Origin of the sequence: Segnochrobactrum spirostomi, from assembly GCF_009600605.1 — a bacterium.
Taxonomy (GTDB): Bacteria; Pseudomonadota; Alphaproteobacteria; order Rhizobiales; family Segnochrobactraceae; genus Segnochrobactrum; species Segnochrobactrum spirostomi.
Genome location: NZ_VWNA01000001.1, coordinates 1,441,569 through 1,459,240, shown reverse-complemented (window position 1 = coordinate 1,459,240; position 17,672 = coordinate 1,441,569). Strand labels below are relative to the sequence as shown.

Genomic DNA, 17,672 nt, shown 5'->3' with positions numbered 1-17,672 from the left:
GCCGATGGCGAACCGACGACGCGGGGAGATCGAGGCGGTGCTCGACGGACGCCCCTTCACGCTCTGCCTGACCCTCGGTGCGCTCGCCGAGCTCGAAGCGGCCTTCGCGGCGGACGATCTGGTGGCGCTCGCGGAGCGCTTCGGGACCGGCCGCCTCGCCGCCGCGGACCTCGTGCGCATTCTCGGCGCGGGCTTACGCGGGGCGGGCCACCCGATCGCCGACGAGGAGGTCGCGCGGATGGGCTGCGCCGACGGCGTGGCGGGGTTTGCCGCGATCGCGACCGCATTGCTCGCCGCCGCCTTCGGTGGGGCGGAGGACGGCGGCGAAAACCCTCGGCGGCCGCGGGCGTGACCCGACCGCCCGCGGCGATGCCCTGGGACGACCTGATCGCCTTCGGCCTCGGCGTGCTCAAGCTCGCGCCGGAGGCATTCTGGCGGATGACGCCGCGGGAGCTCGCGGCGGTGCTCGCCCCGCGCCGGACGGCGGGGCCGGACCGCCGCGCCCTCGACACCCTGATGGCCCGCTTTCCGGATCGCTCGACCTGAGCGGGCTTCGATCGACGCGGAGGTGGGATCGCCATGGAGCAGACCGAGAGCGACGTGACCGGGCTCGCCGACAGCGGGCGGGCGCTGGAGCGCACCTTCGAACGGATCGGCGGCCTCGCCCGCGGCTTTTCGGGCGATCTGGTACGCGGGCTCAAATCCGCGGTCGGCGCCGGCCGCCAGCTCGACGGCGTGCTCGCGAGCGCGGCGCTCAGGATTTCCTCGCGCCTCGTCGACAAGGCCTTCGCGCCGCTCGAAACGCTGATGACGCAAGGCCTCTCCGCCCTCGGTGGCCTCGGCCGCGCCGCCGGCGGCTCGCTCCTCGCGGCGCGGCTTGGGGCGGCGGTGAACATCGGCCGGGTGCGGCCGTTCGCGGCCGGTGGGGTGGTTGCGGCGCCGACTTTCTTCCCGCTCGAACGCGGTCTCGGCGTCGCCGGCGAGGCGGGCGCGGAGGCGATCCTGCCGCTCGCCCGCGGCGCCGACGGCCGGCTCGGCGTGAAGGCGGGCGGCGACGGCGGTGCGCTCTCGGTCGTCTTCAACGTCTCGACGCCGGATGCCGACAGCTTCCGCCGCTCCGAGGCGCAGCTCTCGGCCCTGATCGCCCGCACGGTCGCCCGCGGCCGGCGGGGCTTGTGAGGAGCTTCCATGAGCGCGTCCTTCCACGAGGTTCGCTTTCCCGTCGACATCGCGCTCGGCGCGACCGGCGGGCCGGAGCGCAGGACCGAGATCGTGACGCTCGGCTCGGGGCGGGAGGAGCGCAATGCGCGCTGGGTCCACTCGCGCCGGCGCTTCAATGCCGGCTACGGCGTGCGCACCCTCGACGACCTCGCCGTCCTCATCGCCTTCTTCGAGGAGCGGCGGGGACGGCTGATCGGCTTCCGCTTCCGCGATCCCGGCGACGAACAGTCGTGCCGGCCGAGCGCGGCGCCGGAACCGACGGACCAGGGGATCGGGCTTGGCGACGGGGCGACGGTCGGCTTCCAGCTCGTCAAGCGCTACGGGACCGACGCGCCTTATGTGCGGACCATCTTCAAGCCGGTGGCCGGAACGGTGCGGGTCGCGGTGAACGGGGCCGAGGTGCCGGCGGCGCGCTGGTCGCTCGACGCGGCGAGCGGGATCGTCACCTTCGCCGCCGACGCGGTTCCGCCGCCCGGCGCGACGATCACCGCCGGTTTCCGCTTCGATTGCCCGGTGCGGTTCGACACCGACAGCCTCGACATCAGCTTCTCGGCCTTTGCGGCGGGGGCGATCCCCTCCGTGCCGCTGGTGGAGATCAGACCTTAGTTTGGCGAGGGCGGGTGCCATGAAATCACTGACGGACGGGCTCGCGGCGCGGCTCGCCGAGGGCGCGACGCGGCTCTGCCGGTGCTGGCTGATCGTCCGCGCCGACGGTACCCGGCGAGGCTTCACCGATCACGACGAAAGCGTCGTCTTCGACGGGACGCGCTTCGATCCGGCCGGCGGCTTCTCCGCGAGTGCCGACGCGGCCGGGTCCGGCTTCGCCACGGGTGGGCTCGACATCGCGGGCGCCCTCTCCGCCGCGAGCCTCGACGAGGGCGACCTCGCGGCGGGGCTCTATGACGGTGCGCGGGTCGAGCTGTGGGCGGTCGACTGGACCTCGGTCGCGGACCGGGTGCGGCTTCGGGTCGGCACGCTCGGCGAAGTCACCCAGGCGGACGGCGCCTTCCGCGCCGAGGTGCGCGGTCTCGCTCAGGCCCTCGACGAGACGATGGGGCGGGTGATCGCGCCGCGCTGCGACGCCGATCTCGGCGACCGGCGCTGCGGGGTCGCGCTCGATGCCCATCGGGTCACGGTGGCGGTGACGGCCGTCGAAGGGGCGAACCGGCTCCGGTGCGTGGGCCTGACCCACGCCGGGGGGTGGTTCACCGCGGGCCGGCTCGTCTTCGCGAGCGGGGTGAACGCGGGGCAGGCGAGCGAGATCCGTGCGCATGCGGCCGGCGGCGTTCTCGATCTTTGGCGGGTGCCGGCCCGCGCCGTTGCGACGGGCGACGTGGTGCGGGTCACGCCCGGCTGCGACAAGACCTTCGCGACATGCCGGGCGAAATTCGCCGACGGCGACAATTTCCGCGGCTTCCCGTTCGTGCCGGGCAACGACTTCACCCTGTTCGCCCGGGGCGGCTCGAGCGGCAGCGGCCTCCTCTGACGGACGACGGATCGAGGGTCAACGGCGATGACGCGCGACGAGATCGTGGCGGCGGCCCGCGGCTGGATCGGCACGCCCTATCGTCATCAGGCCTCGCTGAAGGGCGTCGGTGCCGATTGTCTCGGGCTCGTCCGCGGGCTGTGGCGGGACCTGATCGGGCCGGAGCCGGAGGCGGTCCCGGCCTACAGCCCGGATTGGGCGGAGGCGGGCGGGCGTGAGACACTGGCGGCCGGCGGCCTTCGCCACATGATCGCGGTGCCGATCGAGGCCGCGCAGCCGGGCGACGTGGTGCTCTATCGCTTTCGGGAGGGGCTGCCGGCGAAGCACGCCGGCCTCCTCGTCACGGCCGATCGCATGGTCCACGCGACCGAGCGGATCGGCGTCGTCGAGGTCGCGCTCGGGCCGTGGTGGCGACGCCGGATCGCCTATGCCTTCGCCTTTCCCGGGATCGACACGTAAGGGACGCACGCCATGGCGACATTGGTGTTGCAGGCGGCCGGCACGGCGCTGGGCGGCCTGCTCGGGCCGGTCGGCGCCCTCGTCGGCGGCGCCCTCGGGGCGCTCGGCGGCTCTGTTGTCGACCAGAGCCTGTTCGGGACGGGGCGCAGCGTCGAGGGCCCACGGCTCGACAGCGTCGCCTTCCAGGGCGGCGCTGAGGGTACGCCGCTGCCCCGGGTCTACGGCCGGGCGCGGCTCGCCGGTACCGTCATCTGGGCGAGGCCGTTCGAGGAGGTCGCGAGCCGCGAGAGCGTCGGCGGCAAGGGCGGCGGCTCCGGCACGACGGCGACGAGCTATTCCTATTTTGCCGATTTCGCCGTCGCCCTCTGCGACGGGCCCATTCACCGTGTCGCGCGGATCTGGGCCGACGGCGAGCCGCTCGATCTGACCCGGGTGACGCTCCGGGTGCATCGGGGGTCCGAGGATCAGGCGGGCGATCCCCTGATCGCGGCGAAGGAGGGCGCAGCGCCGGCCTTTCGCGGCACCGCCTATATCGTGTTCGAGCGGCTGCCGCTCGAAGCCTACGGCAACCGCCTGCCGCAGCTCTCGTTCGAGGTGATCCGCGTCGTCGACGCGCTGGAGCCGATGATCCGCGCCGTGACGCTGATCCCCGGCGCCACCGAATATGGCTACGAGACCGTACCGGTGCGCGAGCGCGCCCGCTTCGGCGGCGGGTCGCTGCTCAACCGCCACATCGCGACCGGGCACAGCGATCTCGAAAGCTCGCTCGACGACTTGCAATCGCTCTGCCCGAACCTCGAAAAGGTCGCCTTGGTGACGGCCTGGTTCGGCGACGATCTCAGGGCCGGGCATTGCCGGCTGAAGCCGAAGGTGGAAAGCCGGACTCGGGTGACGCGCACGCGGCCGTGGATCGTCTCCGGCGTCGAGCGCAGCGATGCCGAGGAGGTGTCGCGCACCGACGGGGCCTCGAATTATGGCGGCACGCCTGCGGACTCGAGCGTGATCGCGGGCATCAAGGCGATCAAAGCCCGCGGTCTCCGAGTGACGCTCTATCCCTTCATCATGATGGATGTGCCGGCCGACAACGACCTGCCGGACCCCTATGGCGGCGCGCGGCAGGCGGCCTTTCCGTGGCGCGGGCGGATCACGCTCGCGACGGCGCCGGGACGGTCCGGCAGCACCGATCGGACGGCCGCGGCGGCGGCCGAGATCGCGACCTTCGTCGGCACGACGCGGACGAGCGCCTTCCGGGTCTCTGGCGGGCAGGTGGCGTTCACCGGGTCGCCGACCGATTGGAGCTATCGGCGCCTCATCCTCCATTATGCCCATCTCGCGGTCGCCGCGGGCGGGGTTGATGCGTTCCTGATCGGCGCGGAGATGCGCGGGCTGACGACGGCGCGGTCGGGTCGGGCGGAGTTCCCTTTCGTCCAGGCGCTGATGGCGCTCGCGGCCGACGTCCGTTCGATCCTCGGCCCGGGCACCGCGATCGGGTATGGCGCCGATTGGAGCGAATATTTCGGCCATCATCCGCAGGACGGCAGCGGCGACGTCCTGTTCCACCTCGATCCGCTGTGGGCGAGCCCCGATGTCGACTTCGTCGGCATCGACGCCTATTGGCCGCTCGCTGATTGGCGCGACGGCGCGGGCGGCGACGCGGCGCGCGCGCCTTCGACCTACGATCTCGATCATCTCGCCGGCAACGTCGCCGGCGGCGAGGGTTACGATTGGTTCTATGCGAGCGTCGCCGACCGCGTGGCGGGCGTGCGCACGCCGATTGCCGACGGAGCCTACGGCAAGCCCTGGACCTTCCGCTACAAGGACGTGGCGGCGTGGTGGTCGAACCTTCACGTCGATCGCATCGGGGGTGTCGAGAATGCCGGGCCGACCCCGTGGCGGCCGCAGATGAAGCCGATCCGGTTGACCGAGGCGGGATGCCCCGCGATCGACCGCGGCGCCAACCAGCCGAACGTCTTCATCGACCCGAAGTCCGCCGAATCCTTCGCGCCCTATTTCTCCAACGGAGCGCGGGACGACGCCATCCAGCGGCGCTATCTCGAAGCCCTGATCGGCGCTCTCGATCCGGCCTCGCCGCGGTTCGACGGCACCGCCAACCCCGCCGCCGGTGCCGGCGGCCGGATGATCGACCCGTCGGACATTCATCTCTGGACCTGGGACGCGCGGCCCTGGCCCGCCTTTCCGCGGCTCGGTGCGCTGTGGGCGGACGGCGGCAACTGGGAGCGCGGCCACTGGCTGACCGGCCGCCTCGGCGGCACGACCCTCGCCGGCCTGGTGCGGGCGATCGCCGCCGACCGCGGCTTCACGGATTTCGTCATCGATGGGCTCGACACCGTGATCGACGGCTACGTGATCGACCGGCCGATGTCGGCACGCGACGCGATCGCGCCGCTCGCTACGGCCTTCGGCTTCACGGTGGCGGATGCGGGAGATCGGCTTCGTTTCCGATCGCTCGACCGGCTGCCGGACGCCGCCCTCGGCGCGGACGATCTGGTCGAAGACGCGAACGGGCGCGAGCCGAGCCTGTCGATCACGCGGACACAGGATTCCGAGCTGCCGCGGGAACTGCGGATCGATTTCCTCGACAGCGGGCGCGACCACCGGGCGACCAGCACGGCCTCGCGGCGGCTCGAGGGGGCGACGCGGCGGATCGAGAGCCTCGACCTCGCCGTCGCCGCGTCGGCCGACACGATGCAGCGCGCCGCGGAGGCGGCCCTGCACGATCGCTGGACCGCGCGGGAGCGGCTCGCCTTCGCGCTCGGCCCCTCCCGTCTCGCCCTCGAGCCGGGCGATGTGGTGACGCTCGCCGCGCGGGGCGCCGTGCGGACGCTGCTGATCGAGCAGGTGGAGGACGACGGCACGCGCAAGGTGAACGCGCGCCTCCTCGACCGCTCCGTGTTCCGCACGGCGGCGAGCGGGATCGGCGTGGCGACCCTGCCGACGCTGGCCGCGCCCGGCCCGCCGCTCGTCGAAATCCTCGACCTGCCGCCGATCAACGAGGATGTCGCGGCGCTGAGGCCCTGGATCGCCGCGTCCGCCGAGCCCTGGGGTGGTCCCTATGCGGTGATGCGGTCGGCGACCGGCGACGGATTCGAGCGGGTCGCGACGATCGAGCGGGCGGCGGCGATGGGCTCCCTCACGGCCCCGCTCGGCCCCGGACCGATCGACCGGTGGGACCGGGCGAGCCGTGTCCGGATCGAGAGTCCGTCGCCCTTCGCGAGCCTTGCCGAGGCGGCGGTGCTCGCGGGCGGCAATGCGCTGGCGGTCCGCTCGGCGTCGGGGCTCTGGGAGATCGTCCAGTTCTGCACCGCGACGCTCGTCGGCGCCGAACTCTATGAGCTTTCGGGTCTGTTGCGGGCGCAACTCGGCACCGAGGAGGCGATGATTGCCGGCCATCCGGCGGGCGCACCCGCGGTGCTGCTCGATGCCGCGTTGGTGCCGCTGCCGCTGACGCGGGCGGAGATCGGGCGGGACTTGTTCCACCGCATCGTGCGCCCCGGAACCGACATCGCCGACGAGACGGCGACCGCCGTCGAGGGCGCCACGCGTGGGCGTGGGCTCAGGCCGTTCAGCCCCGTGCATCTGCGGATGCGGCGGGACGGCGGTGACAGGGTGTTCACCTGGATCCGGCGGACGCGGCTCGGTGGCGACGATTGGAGCGCCGAGACGGTGCCGCTCGGCGAGGAGAGCGAGCTTTACCGCATCGAGGTCGTGGTGGGCGACGCCGTCGTACGGCGGCTCGACGTCGCCGAACCGCGCTGGCGCTACGCCGCGGCCGAAGCGGCAGCGGATTTCGGCGGCGCGCCGCCCGCCGGCGCCGTCGTTCGCGTCGCCCAGATCGCGGCAGGCTACGGGGCGGGGACCGCCCGGGAGATCGGAATCGATGGCTGAAGAGACGACGATCCGCCTCGGACTGCCGCTCGTCGCGGCGGCGCAGGCGCAGAAGCACGTCACGGTGAACGAGGCGCTGCTGCGGCTCGATGCCCTCACCCAGCCGCGCATCGCGAGCGTGAGCCTCGGTGCACCGCCGAGCGCGGCCGAGGGTGACCTCTATGGCGTGCCGAGCGGGGCCGGAGGGGCGTGGAGCGGCGCGGCGGGGCAGCTCGCCTTGCGGAGCGGCGGCGACTGGGTCTTCCTGCCGGCCGGGGACGGCATGATCGCCTTCATCGCCGACGAGGGACGGATCGCCGTCCGCCACGGGGAGGACTGGGTGACGGCGCTCGCGGTCTCGCCCCACGGCGCGGCGACGCTCCATCAGGTGATCGAGGGCGACGTCGACCTCCTCGGCGATGCGACGGACGGCGGGGCCCTGATCCCCGAGCGGGCGATCGTGCTCGCTGTGACGACGCGCACCCTCACCGCCGTCACCGGCGCGCCGGCCTACGATTGCGGCATCGCCGGCGAGCCCGCCAAGTTCGGTGGCGGCCTCGGTGCCGCGGCCGGTTCGACCAATGCCGGGGTGATCGGACCGACGGCCTTCTATGCCCCAACGCCGGTGCGCCTCAGTGCCACGACCGGCAGCTTTACCGGCGGCCGGGTCCGCTACGCCATCCATTGCCTGCGGCCGACCATTCCGGCGGCGTGACGCCGGTTCCCGACAGTCGGCCCCTCATCCCCTTTCATTCCAGCCAGGAGGGTTCGATGTCCGCATCGGATCGCTTCGCTACCCATGCGCCGAGCGCGCATGGGCCGGCGACCCGCTTCTTCGCCATCGCTCCGAGCGACGGCGCCGATCTGCCGGAGCTCGTGCGCGGCCTTTATGTCGGCGGCGGCGGCGACGTCGTCGCCGTCGATGCGACGGGGGCGGTGACGACCTTCCGTGCGGTGCCGGCGGGCACCGTGCTGCCGATCCGCGCCGCGGCGGTCCGCACCGCCTCGACGGCGTCCGACCTCGTCGGCCTCGTCTGAGGCGGGAGGCGACCATGATTGTCTCGCTCGGGCTCGGCGTCGGGCTGATGCCGACGCCCGTGCCGATCGCTCCCTTTTCGCTCTGTCTCACCGGGCGGCGCCTTGCCATCGGCGGCGTGCCCCTCGTCATGAGGTGACCATGACCGGTTCGATCCTGGAACTCGGCAACCGCGCCGACATGCCGCTGCGGTCGATTCTCGACGGGACCGAGATCCTGCCCGCCCTCGCCGGCGCGGCGCCGGTCGCGCTCGCGGCGGACACGCTCCGCGGCCTCGAGGGCGAGAGCGTCACGCTGCCCGCGGGGCTCGGATGGGACCATTCCGTGCTCGATCTGACGGACCTCGTGCTGTTCCGCCGGCCCGGAGGCCCCGCCGTGTGCCGGACCGCGGCGAGCCCTGCCGCGGCCTTCGCGACGCGCTCGCCTTATGCCGGCTGGCCGGTCTATTGGGTCGATCGGGCGGCCGGCAGCGACGCCAACGCGGGAACGACCGCGGCGGCGCCGTTCCTGTCCATCCACAAGGCGATCAGCGCCGCGAACGCCGCTGGCACCCCGGCGATCGTCAAGATCAAGGCCGGCACCTACGAGCGGCCGCGTGGCTTCTCCAACTCGAACGCCGTCAGCCCGCAGCAGGACATGGTCTTCGTCGCCTATGGCGGGCGGGTGGTGACCGGCCCCTTCGACAGTCTCACCTGGGCGCGGGATGCGACCTACGGCAATTGTTTCACCGCCACACGCTCGAACACCGGCCGGGTGTTCGACCTCGTCGCCCTCGACGGCTTCGGCCACTACACAGAACTCAGTCAGGTAGCCGATGCCGCGACCTGCAACGCCCACCCGGGAACCTGGGCGCTCGTCGGCAGCACGCTCTATGTCCACCGCGCCGATGCGGTGGCCGTGAGCGACGCCAACACCCGGGCCTACCTTTCGAACGTGGACAACTTCGCCCACCGCGGCAGTACGCAGAAGAACTTCGCCTTTCTCGGGGAGAGCGCGGGCGACGGCTTCGATCTCGAGGGCGGCTACCAGGGCGCGCTCGTCCTCAATTATACGGCGGCGTGGGCGACGCCCGGCATCGTGACGGCGGCCGGCGCCACCTTCCGCTATGCCGGAACCGCGGCGAACCCGGCCGACAATGTCGCGATCCAATCGAAGGCGGGGCTCGTCTTCTTCGCCGATTGCGATGCCTCGAAGGCGACCAAGGACGGCTTCAACATCCACAATTCCTATTCCGGCGCCGCGCTGCGGGCGGTCGCGTTGCACTGCTCGGGCTTCGACAACGGGCGTGGCGCCTCGACTTCCAACAATACGTGGACGGTGCACGAGGACATCGTCGCCCTCGACCTCGCGGGGATCTATGGGCGGTGCCGCGGGGCGGGCGTGCACATCATCGGCGCCTCGCGCCTCGCCTGCATCGGCACCGCCTCGGCCGACAGCCTCGGCGACATCGTGAACGGCGGCACTGCGCCGCCCTCGGAATTCCGGGCGGAGAACAGCGCGCAGCTCTGGCTCGACCGTTGCCCGCTGCCGTGGGAGGGCGCCGGTCGCATCTTCCTCCAGGCGGAGGGGACGGCCGCGATCCGCACGCGCGGGATGGAGCCGTTGCGCGGCGCCAAGCGGGCGCTCGGCGCCGCCGTGATCGAGACCTATTGAGGCCGCGCCCGTGAACGAGGGCACGATGAACGAGGGCACGATGAACGAGGCCGCATTTTTCGATGCGGTCGTGCCGGCCCCGTTCGCCCGTCGGCCCGATTCCCGCCAGCGCGCCGGGCTTGTCGCGATCGTCGGGATGTGGACGGCGGAGACCGCGGCGCCCTCGGCGGCCCTCGCCCGGGCCTGGCTCGCCTATGGCCTCGCGACCGCCTTCCACGAGAGCGCGGCGACCCTGGAGCCGATCGCGGAGCACGGGTCTCGCGCCTATTTCCGGCGCTACGAGGGACGGCGCGACCTCGGCAACATCGCGGCGGGAGACGGTTATCTCTATCGCGGGCGGGGATATGTCCAGATCACCGGCCGGGCGAACTATCGCGCGGTCGGCCGCCGGCTCGGGATCGATCTCGAATCGGAGCCCGATCGCGCCCTGAAGCCGGCCGTCGCCGGGCGCATCCTGGTGCGCGGGCTGGAAGGCGGCTGGTTCACCGGGCGCCGCCTTGGCGATTATCTCGCCGAGGGGCGCTGCGACTGGGTCGGCGCGCGGCGGGTCGTCAACGGGACCGACCAGGCCGCGCTGATCGCGTCCCATGCCCGGGCCTTTCTGCACGCCTTGCACGCGGCGGGTTTTGCGCCGCCGTCCCGACCGAATCCAGGGGGAAATCCACGATGACGAATGGCGGAGACGTGGGTGACGAGGCGATGCTGAGCGGCGGCAAATCGCCGTTCGCCTCGAAGGGCGTGTGGGGCGGCGTGCTGGCGATCCTGGCGGCTCTGTTGCCGCTGCTCGGGCCGGCGCTCGGCCTCGACGCGCCGGCGCAGGCTGAGGTGATCGGCGTCGCCTCCTCGCTCGGCGCGGCAATCGGCGGGGCGATCGCGATCTGGGGACGGATCGCCGCGCGCCGGGTCGTGAGCGCGCGCGGCATCGGCTCGGGTTGACTTCGCCGCCATGGAACCGCCTCATTCAGATTGGGTTCAGCGCACGCGGGCTAGATCGGCCGCATGTTTCACGGCAAAGCCACACTTCTCTGTCTGCTGATGGTCTTCGCCGGATTCGGCGAGGCTCATGCGGCATGCCTCGACGCCGCCGCCCAGCGGGCCGCGATCCAATCCGGGGCGGTCGTGCGGCCGAACACGGTGCGGAAGGTCGTGAACGGGGAATTGCTCGACCTCACGCTCTGCGAGGTGAAGGGCAAGCTCGTCTACGAGGCGACCGTGCTGAAATCGACCGGCGAGGTTGTGCGCCTCCTGATCGACGCCAAGACGGGGGCGCTGGCCGGGCGCTGAGCGGGCGCCACTCTTTGGGCTACGAGGACGAGGAGGCCGCGCGTGCGGGCGCTGGTAGTCGAGGACGACCACGATCTCAATCGGCAGCTCGCCAGCGCGCTGCGCGAGGCCGGCTATGCGGTCGACACCGCCTTCGACGGCGAGGAAGGCCATTTTCTCGGCGATAGCGAGCCCTACGACGCCGTGGTGCTCGATATCGGCCTGCCGAAGCTGGACGGCCTCAGCGTGCTGGAGCGCTGGCGGCGGGCCGGGCGCACCATGCCCGTGCTCATTCTGACCGCGCGCGACCGCTGGAGCGACAAGGTCGCCGGCATCGACGCGGGCGCCGACGATTATGTCGCCAAGCCGTTTCACATCGAGGAGGTGCTGGCGCGCCTGCGCGCGCTGGTCCGCCGTGCGGGCGGGCACGCCACGAACGAGCTCGTGTGCGGGCCGGTCAGCCTCGACACGCGCGCCGGCAAGGTCACCGTCAGCGGTCAGCCGGTGAAGCTCACCTCCCACGAATACCGCCTGCTCGCGTACCTCATGCATCATCGCGGGCGCATCGTGTCGCGCTCGGAGATCATCGAGCACCTCTACGATCAGGACTTCGACCGGGATTCCAACACCATCGAGGTGTTCATCGGGCGCCTGCGCAAGAAGCTCGCGAGCGACGTGATCGAGACCGTCCGCGGGCTCGGCTACCGGCTCGCGGATCCGGCGTGAGCGCCGCCATGACGTCCGCAACCCGCAGTGCGGCCGCCCGTTGCTCCGGTGACGCGGATTCCGGGCGATGAGCGAGGCCGCCCCCATCCGAAGCGTTCGACCTCGCTCGCGCTGCGCCTCTTCTTCACCTCGACCGTCTGGAGCGCAATTGCGCTCGCCGCGGCGGGCGTGATCCTCGTCGCGCTCTATCGGCAATCGGTCGAGCGCAGCTTCGACGAGCGGCTCGACGTTTATCTGAAGACGCTGGTCGCCGGCGCGGTGGCGGGCGACGGTTCGAACAACACGCTGCGGGAGCCCGGCGATCTCGGCGATCCCCGGTTCGGGCTCCCGCTCTCGGGCTGGTATTGGCTGGTGCGCAGCCTCAAGAGCGGGGTCGTGGCGCTGTCCTCTCCCTCGCTCGCCGGCGACGCCATCGCCATTCCGCCGCGCACCGAGGACGGCGCGTTCATCCGGCGCGGCGCCATCACCGGCCCCGACGGCGAGGCGCTGCGCTATGTCGAGCGCCAGATCACCCTCGCCGACGGCTCGCGCTATTCCGTCGCGGTCGCCGGCGACGCCGGGGAGGTCGCCCGCGATGTCGCGACCTTCGGCAGCCGGGTGGCGATGACGCTGGCGGTGTTCGGGCTCGGCCTCGTCTTGACGATCGCGCTCCAGGTGCGGGTCGGCCTGCGGCCGCTCGAACGGATGCGGAAGGCTCTCTATGCCATCCGCTCCGGCGACGCCACGCGCCTCGAGGGCGTCTTCCCACGTGAAATCGCGCCGGTGGTCGAGGAGCTCAACGCCCTCATCGAATCGAACGGGGAGATCGTGGAGCGGGCCCGTACCCATGTCGGCAACCTCGCCCACGCCCTGAAGACGCCGCTCAGCGTGATCCTCAACGAGGCGCGCTCGTCGGACGCGCCGATCGCGGCGAAGATCGTCGAGCAGACCGAGGCGATGCAGAGCCGCCTCCAGGAGGATCTCGACCGGGCGCGGGTCGCGGCGCAGCGTCGCATCATCGGCGTCGCGACGGAGATCGGGCCGGTGACGGAGGGCCTCGCCCGGGCGATGCGCAAGATCCACGAGGCGAAGGGGCTGACGGTCTCGGTGCATTATCCGGCCAATGCGCGCTTTCGTGGCGAGCGGCAGGATCTCGACGAGATGCTCGGCAACCTGATGGACAATGCCTGCAAGTGGGCGCGCCGTTCGGTCACGGTCACCTGCGACTTGGTCGCCGCGCCGGGCGATCGGCGGATGCTGCATTTCATCGTCGACGACGACGGGCCCGGCCTCCTTCCGGCCCAGCGCAGCGCCGTTCTGGAGCGCGGCAAACGGCTCGATGAGACGGTGCCGGGCTCCGGGCTCGGGCTCGCGATCGTCAACGATCTCGCCCGCGTCTATGGCGGCCGGATCAGCCTGGCGGCGTCTCCGGCGGGTGGGCTGCGGGCCGATCTGACGCTGCCCGGCGTCTAACGCGGTGTGACGCATTCCCCACACTCGGCGAGGCAATTCCTATTTCCGCCGCGATCACGTGACATGCGACGACCGCCTCGCGCTATCATCCCTGCCGGTGCGGATCGCCATTATTTCTTTTTGAGTCACGCTCTTGCTGCGCTGCAAGAGCGCAAGCGACGGAGGCCGCCGTGGCGGCGCATGGACAGTTCGTCAGCCCCGCGATGATCGCCCTGTCGGCGAGCATTTTGCTCGGCGGCTGCAATCTGTCGAGCGTCAGTGCCTCCATTCCGGGTTTCGCGACGCCGAAGCCGTCGGACTCTGCGCGCGCGGCGCAGGACAAGAAGATGGCCGATCAGGTGCTGAGCGGGCTGGACATCCCCGCCAACGTGCTCGGCGCGATGGACGCCAACGATCGGATCGCCGCGGCGAAGGCGCAAATCGACGCGCTCGAACTGTCGCGCACCGGCGCCCCCGTGACCTGGAACAACCCCGATACGGGCGCTCACGGGTCGGTCGTTCCCGGGCCGACCTACGTGGTCAACAACCAGGAATGCCGCGATTACCGGCATACGATGACGGTCGAGGACCAGACCCAGGAGATCAAGGGCACAGCCTGCCGGCAGCCGGACGGCACCTGGCAACCGCTCGCCTGAACGATCTGCCGTCTTCCCAGGCGCGACAGCTTCACGAAATCCTTTCGCGCCTAGCTCTAGCGCGAAGGTACGCGGACGTGACATCCTGACCGGAACGACACGCGGCCGCTCCGGTCCGCGTCGTCTTCGCACCTGGGATGGTCGAGCTTCCCAGGTCGTCCGAGACGTATCGATACGGGCTTAATTCGGCAGACCTCGTGTGATCTGGGCCATCTTCGCCATTATGACCGCGGCGGCGGTGCTCGCAGTGCTGGTGCCGCTCGCGCGCGCCGACGAAAAATCCGGAGACGCGGCCGACGTCTCGGTCTACCGCCTTCAGCTTTTCGAGCTCGAGCGCGAGATCATGCGCGGCGTCCTTTCGCCCGCCGACGCCGAGGCGGCGCGGGCCGAGGTCGGGCGCCGCCTGCTGCGGGCCGCGAACCGCGAGCGGCAGGCGCTCGCCGTCCGCGTCTGGCGTCGGCGCGCGGCGATGATCGCGGTCGTTCTCTTCGTGCCGGGCGCCGCCGCCGCGCTCTATTGGTTTCAGGGCCGGCCAGCCCTTTCCGATGCGCCGCTCGACGAGCGGGCGATGAGCTTCCCCAACGATCTCTCCGGCTTGCTGGCCCAGGTCGAGAAGCGTCTCGCGGCCGATCCGGACGATGCGCGCGGCTGGCGGGTGGTGGCGCCGATCTATCTTCAGCTCGGGCGCGCCCAGGACGCGGCGGAAGCCTACCGCAATGCGATTCGCCTCGAAGGCGAGGACCCGGTGCTCGAGGCGGGGCTCGGCGAGAGCCTCACCGCCGTCGCCGGCGGCATCGTGACACGCCGGGCGTGGGATGCGTTCCAGTCCGCCGCGACCGGCGATCCGTCGGCGGTCAAGCCGCGCTTCTACATCGCCCTCGGCCTCACCCAATCCGGCCGCAACGGCGAGGCGATCACGGCGTGGCGAGAGCTCCTCAAGGATGCGCGGGGTGACGAACCCTGGGCCAAGGTGGCGCGGGCCCAACTCGCCAAGCTGACCGGCCAGCCGGCACCGGCGGGGGCTGCCGACGCGGGCGTGCCCGCCGGCGGCGAACCCATCGCGGCGATGCCGCCGGCCGAACGCCGGGCGATGATCGAGCAGATGGTGGCGGGCCTCGATCAGCGCTTGAAGACGCAGGGCGGCACGATCGACGAATGGCTCCGCCTGATCCGCTCCTACGCGGTCCTCGGCGATACGGCACAGGCCAAATCGGCGGCGGCGCTGGCGAAAGCGGCGTTCCCGGGCGACGATGTGGCGGCCGGCCGCATCGACGACGCCGCACGCTCCATGGATCAGCCCAATTGATGCGCCATAAAGTGGGCATCAAACGGCCCGCTTCGTTCGGACGACAGCCTCCGGACTCCTTCGCGGTGCTATAAACAACAAGGCGGCCCCGCCGCCGGGAAACGGACAGAGGGAATGACCCGAAAGCAGCGACGTTTGACGCTGATCGGATTGTGCGGTGTCGTCCTCGCGGCGGCGGCCGCCCTGGTTCTGACCGCCCTGAAGGACGAGATCGTGTTCTTCCGGTCGCCGACGGACCTCGCCACTCTCCACGTTGCGCCCGGCGACCGGATCCGCCTCGGCGGGCTCGTGCTCGCCGGCAGCGTGGTGAAGAGCGGTGGTGAGAAGGTCGATTTCGTGGTGACGGATACGGCGCACCAGATCCCGGTGACCTATGTCGGCCTGCTGCCGGACCTGTTCCGCGAGGGGCAGGGCGTGGTGGCCGAGGGCACGATCGCGCCCGACGGCCGCTTCCACGCCGACACCGTGCTCGCCAAGCACGACGAGCGCTATATGCCGAAGGAAGTCGTGGATGCCCTCAAGGCCCGCGGCGTCTGGGAGGAAGGCCAAACCAAGACATCATCGGCGGCCCCATGATCGACGAGATCGGACATTTCGCCCTTGTTCTGGCGCTCGCGCTCGCCCTCGTTCAATCGGTGGTGCCGGTGTGGGGCGCGCGGGTTCGCGACGACCGCCTGATGGCCGTCGCCGAGCCGGTGGCCGGCGTCCTGTTCGGCCTCATCGCGGTCTCCTTCGCCGCGCTGACGAACGCCTATGTGCGCTCGGACTTCTCGCTCCTCAACGTCGCCGAGAACTCCCATTCGGCGATGCCGCTCCTGTTCAAGTTCACCGGCGTTTGGGGCAACCACGAAGGCTCGATGCTGCTCTGGGTGCTGATCCTGGTGCTGTTCGGAGCGCTGGTCGCGCTGTTCGGCCGCGGTCTGCCGCAGACGCTCCGGGCCAATGTGCTCGGCGTTCAGGCCTGGATCGTCGTCGCCTTCCTGCTCTTCATCCTGCTCACCTCGAACCCGTTCACGCGCCTCCAGCCGGCGCCGGTCGAGGGGCAGGATCTCAACCCGCTGCTCCAGGACATCGGCCTCGCGATCCACCCGCCGCTGCTCTATCTCGGCTATGTCGGCATGTCGGTGTCGTTCTCCTTCGCCGTTGCCGCCCTGATCGAGGGGCGCATCGATGCGGCGTGGGCGCGCTGGGTGCGGCCGTGGACGCTCGCCGCCTGGGTCTTCCTCACCCTCGGCATCGCGATGGGCTCCTATTGGGCCTATTACGAGCTCGGCTGGGGCGGCTGGTGGTTCTGGGACCCGGTCGAAAACGCCTCGTTCATGCCGTGGCTCGCCGGCACGGCGCTGATCCATTCCGCTCTGGTGATGGAGAAGCGCGACGCGCTGAAGATCTGGACGGTGCTGCTCGCCATCCTGACCTTCTCGCTGTCCCTGCTCGGCACCTTCCTGGTCCGCTCGGGCGTGCTCACGTCGGTCCATGCCTTCGCGACCGATCCGACGCGCGGCATCTTCATCCTCGGCATTCTCGTCGTCTTCATCGGCGGCTCGCTCACGCTGTTCGCGTGGCGCGCCCAGGCTTTGAAGGCGGGCGGTCTGTTCGCGCCGGTGAGCCGCGAAGGCGCGCTGGTGCTCAACAACCTCTTTCTCACCACCGCCTGCGCGACGGTGCTCGTCGGGACGCTCTATCCGCTCGCCCTCGAGGCGCTGACGGGGGAGAAGATCTCGGTCGGTGCGCCGTTCTTCAACATGACGTTCGCCCCGCTGATGATCCCGGCGCTGCTCGCGGTGCCGTTCGGGCCGTTCCTCGCCTGGAAGCGCGGCGATCTCCTCGGGGTCGCCCAGCGCCTCGCCTTCGCCGCCTTCGTCGCACTCGCGACGGTCGCCGTCTGCGCCTGGGCGCTCGGCTACGATCACATCCTCGCTTCGCTCGGCATCGGGCTCGCGGCCTGGCTCCTAATGGGCGCGTTCTGGGAACCCCTGTGGCGGGCGACCCGCGGCGCGAAGACGCTCGGCAACGGCATGCGTCGCCTCGTCGGCCTGCCGCGGTCGTCGTGGGGGACCACCCTCGGCCATATGGGGCTCGGGGTGAGCCTGCTCGGCATCGTCGCGACCTCGTCCTTCCAGACCGAGAGGATCGCGACGGTTCCGGTCGGCGGGAGCGTGCCGCTCGCGGGCTATACCCTCACGTTCGACGGTCTGACGCGCAGCGCCGCCGGCGATTTCGAGGCCGCGGTCGCGACGTTCACTCTTCGGCAAGGCGGCCGCGTCGTCGCAACCCTGACGCCGTCGAAGCGCACCTACGCGACCCGGCAGATGACGACCAGCGAGACCGGCATCGTCACGCTCGGCCTCTCCCAGGTCTACGTCGCCCTCGGCGATCTCGGCGCCGACGGCTCGGTCGCCATGCGGGCTTATGTGAAGCCGCTCGTAACCCTCATCTGGCTCGGGGCGATCGTCATGGCGATCGGTGGAGCCTTGTCCCTCAGTGATCGCCGAATGCGCATAGGCGTTCCCGAACCCGCGCGGCGCGCGGTGGCGGCGGCGGAGTAAT

Annotated in this window: 20 protein-coding genes; all 20 read left to right on the top strand. The window is 71.2% G+C overall.

Annotated elements, in window-relative coordinates:
• Positions 1-4: 4 nt before the first annotated feature.
• The 20 genes from F0357_RS06490 (at position 5) to F0357_RS06400 (ending at position 17,671) form a co-directional block, all read left to right on the top strand.
• Positions 5-352, top strand: a complete 348-nt coding sequence (locus F0357_RS06490; RefSeq protein ID WP_153479605.1) for a gene transfer agent family protein — start codon at positions 5-7, stop codon at positions 350-352.
• The gene (locus tag F0357_RS06485; protein ID WP_376767784.1) at positions 349-546 is read left to right on the top strand and encodes a rcc01693 family protein; all 198 of its coding nucleotides are present in this window, start codon (positions 349-351) and stop codon (positions 544-546) included. Before F0357_RS06490 ends, F0357_RS06485 begins: the two co-directional genes overlap by 4 nt.
• 33 nt (positions 547-579) lie before the next feature.
• Complete coding sequence (locus F0357_RS06480; RefSeq protein WP_153479604.1) at positions 580-1,179, top strand: phage tail tape measure protein; 600 nt, start codon at positions 580-582, stop codon at positions 1,177-1,179.
• Positions 1,180-1,188: 9 nt separating this feature from the next.
• Complete coding sequence (locus tag F0357_RS06475) at positions 1,189-1,827, top strand: DUF2460 domain-containing protein (protein ID WP_153479603.1); 639 nt, start codon at positions 1,189-1,191, stop codon at positions 1,825-1,827.
• Positions 1,828-1,846: 19 nt separating this feature from the next.
• Entirely contained in the window at positions 1,847-2,707 is an 861-nt protein-coding gene (locus tag F0357_RS06470) for a phage/gene transfer agent baseplate hub protein (RefSeq protein ID WP_153479602.1), read from the top strand.
• A 27-nt stretch (positions 2,708-2,734) separates the two neighbouring features.
• On the top strand, positions 2,735-3,166 hold the full coding sequence (locus F0357_RS06465) for an NlpC/P60 family protein (protein ID WP_153479601.1): 432 nt from the start codon (positions 2,735-2,737) through the stop codon (positions 3,164-3,166).
• A gap of 12 nt (positions 3,167-3,178) precedes the next feature.
• Positions 3,179-7,072, top strand: a complete 3,894-nt coding sequence (locus F0357_RS06460) for a baseplate multidomain protein megatron (RefSeq protein ID WP_153479600.1) — start codon at positions 3,179-3,181, stop codon at positions 7,070-7,072.
• Positions 7,065-7,766 (top strand): DUF2793 domain-containing protein, encoded by a 702-nt coding sequence (locus F0357_RS06455; protein ID WP_153479599.1) that lies wholly within the window; start codon positions 7,065-7,067, stop codon positions 7,764-7,766. The genes F0357_RS06460 and F0357_RS06455 overlap by 8 nt, the downstream gene beginning before the upstream one ends.
• A 56-nt stretch (positions 7,767-7,822) precedes the next feature.
• Complete coding sequence (locus tag F0357_RS06450; protein WP_153479598.1) at positions 7,823-8,089, top strand: spike base protein, RCAP_Rcc01079 family; 267 nt, start codon at positions 7,823-7,825, stop codon at positions 8,087-8,089.
• Positions 8,090-8,103: 14 nt separating this feature from the next.
• Positions 8,104-8,226: a hypothetical protein gene (locus F0357_RS24905; protein WP_281350323.1), complete on the top strand. Its 123-nt coding sequence runs from the start codon at positions 8,104-8,106 to the stop codon at positions 8,224-8,226.
• Positions 8,227-8,228: 2 nt separating this feature from the next.
• On the top strand, positions 8,229-9,740 hold the full coding sequence (locus F0357_RS06445; protein ID WP_153479597.1) for a hypothetical protein: 1,512 nt from the start codon (positions 8,229-8,231) through the stop codon (positions 9,738-9,740).
• 25 nt (positions 9,741-9,765) lie between these two features.
• Positions 9,766-10,410, top strand: a complete 645-nt coding sequence (locus tag F0357_RS06440) for a hypothetical protein (RefSeq protein ID WP_153479596.1) — start codon at positions 9,766-9,768, stop codon at positions 10,408-10,410.
• Complete coding sequence (locus F0357_RS06435; RefSeq protein ID WP_153479595.1) at positions 10,407-10,676, top strand: hypothetical protein; 270 nt, start codon at positions 10,407-10,409, stop codon at positions 10,674-10,676. Before F0357_RS06440 ends, F0357_RS06435 begins: the two co-directional genes overlap by 4 nt.
• A 63-nt stretch (positions 10,677-10,739) precedes the next feature.
• On the top strand, positions 10,740-11,024 hold the full coding sequence (locus F0357_RS06430; RefSeq protein ID WP_153479594.1) for a PepSY domain-containing protein: 285 nt from the start codon (positions 10,740-10,742) through the stop codon (positions 11,022-11,024).
• A 42-nt stretch (positions 11,025-11,066) separates the two neighbouring features.
• Positions 11,067-11,729, top strand: a complete 663-nt coding sequence (locus tag F0357_RS06425; protein WP_312861481.1) for a response regulator transcription factor — start codon at positions 11,067-11,069, stop codon at positions 11,727-11,729.
• Positions 11,730-11,777: 48 nt separating this feature from the next.
• Entirely contained in the window at positions 11,778-13,181 is a 1,404-nt protein-coding gene (locus tag F0357_RS06420; protein ID WP_312861480.1) for an ATP-binding protein, read from the top strand.
• A gap of 170 nt (positions 13,182-13,351) precedes the next feature.
• Positions 13,352-13,816 (top strand): RT0821/Lpp0805 family surface protein, encoded by a 465-nt coding sequence (locus F0357_RS25140; RefSeq protein WP_153479593.1) that lies wholly within the window; start codon positions 13,352-13,354, stop codon positions 13,814-13,816.
• 199 nt (positions 13,817-14,015) lie between these two features.
• Entirely contained in the window at positions 14,016-15,122 is a 1,107-nt protein-coding gene (gene ccmI, locus F0357_RS06410; RefSeq protein WP_153479592.1) for a c-type cytochrome biogenesis protein CcmI, read from the top strand.
• 114 nt (positions 15,123-15,236) lie between these two features.
• Positions 15,237-15,698 carry a cytochrome c maturation protein CcmE gene (gene ccmE, locus F0357_RS06405; protein WP_153479591.1) on the top strand — a complete coding sequence of 154 codons (462 nt, stop codon included), beginning with the start codon at positions 15,237-15,239 and terminating at the stop codon, positions 15,696-15,698.
• On the top strand, positions 15,695-17,671 hold the full coding sequence (locus tag F0357_RS06400) for a heme lyase CcmF/NrfE family subunit (protein ID WP_153479590.1): 1,977 nt from the start codon (positions 15,695-15,697) through the stop codon (positions 17,669-17,671). The genes ccmE and F0357_RS06400 overlap by 4 nt, the downstream gene beginning before the upstream one ends.
• Position 17,672 lies beyond the last annotated feature (1 nt).